This is a genomic window from Cupriavidus sp. 05T42 (assembly GCF_056396345.1).
On the sequence record NZ_JBFTLH010000055.1, the window covers coordinates 1 to 1166 of the forward strand.

Here is a 1166-nt window from a genome sequence, read left to right on the forward strand (position 1 = left end):
AACAACCCCTTGCCGCCCCGGATGGCCCCCCAGCCAGACGTCCTGAGTTCGAACCCCTCCCCCCGCCGCTTCCACTTCCCGTCGACCATATGGCCAAGCGTCAGCTGGGATTTGCCGGAATGCTCGGTGGACAGCTTGACGTGCTCCTGTCCCTCCCAATCCTCKAATTCGAGCTTGTTGTCGCTCTGCGTGCGAATAACGTTGCGGGATAGCCAACGATCCTGATTGGTAATCAGATCCGTCTGGCGACTGTTATGGTGGACGTGGGCGATATACGGCTTATTGGGATTACCGTCCCGAAATGCGATAGCCGCTTCGGTGCCGTCGATCAGCGGAAAGTGAAATCCCGTCTGCAGCGCCCCGGCAAATGGCTTGGCCAGCCGCAGTGGCACACATTCCCCACCGCCGGGCCAGTCCTCGAAATCGAAGTCAAAGCGAACCGTGTAATAGCCCTGCTGCGTCAGATAAGCGTATGGATACCGGCTTGGCGAGGTAATGCGCGCACTCAGCGTGCCCTGGATCTTCGGCCAGTTGGCCTCGTCCAGCGGCAGCCGGAACCGTCGATCCGACGGGATCGATTCGAAGGTATTCCGATACGCCGCATCGCGCGCGCCGGTGTGGATCACCTCGGTGATGACCTGCCCATTCGGCGCATCCGCCAGCGCAAGATCCATCCGCAGGATTCGCGCCGGACGCAGTTCCAGCACATTGCTCTCGCCTTMATAGACCACCTGGGAAGCCATCGCCGCCTCATGCCGAAGCTGGGCTTCCCATTTGGCGCCTTCGAAATCCAGGTGATGGGTGCCGAAGACATACGGCTGGCCGTAGGTGGTCTTGTCTTTGCGCGCAACATTGGCTTCGCCCTTCAAGGGCTCCCACGCCAGATCGGGGTTGTAGTCCGCCACAAGAAACGATGCGGGGACGGTTTTCGCAATAGTACGAAGGCCGATGACCGCTTCGACACCAGCCTCCAATCCCGCCGTCTCGCGATACGGCACCCGCAATTCAGGCTTGTAAAGGTAATGGTCAATGTCATCGCCAAACACCACCATCTCGCCGAACTTGCCGGGAAGGAAATAGGAATACAACCCCTCCTGCTCCATCAGCAGGCGGATGGTTTCCCAATCGGACATCTGATACTGGAAGCGGAACGCGTGCTGGGGATA

The 1166-nt window shown here is 59.5% G+C and carries 1 protein-coding gene; it reads right to left on the reverse strand.

Annotation, left to right across the window (positions count from 1 at the left end; translation table 11 throughout):
• A partial coding sequence (locus AC1EJR_RS27270) for a type VI secretion system Vgr family protein (protein WP_477147855.1) occupies window positions 1–1166 on the reverse strand: 1166 nt, incomplete at both ends.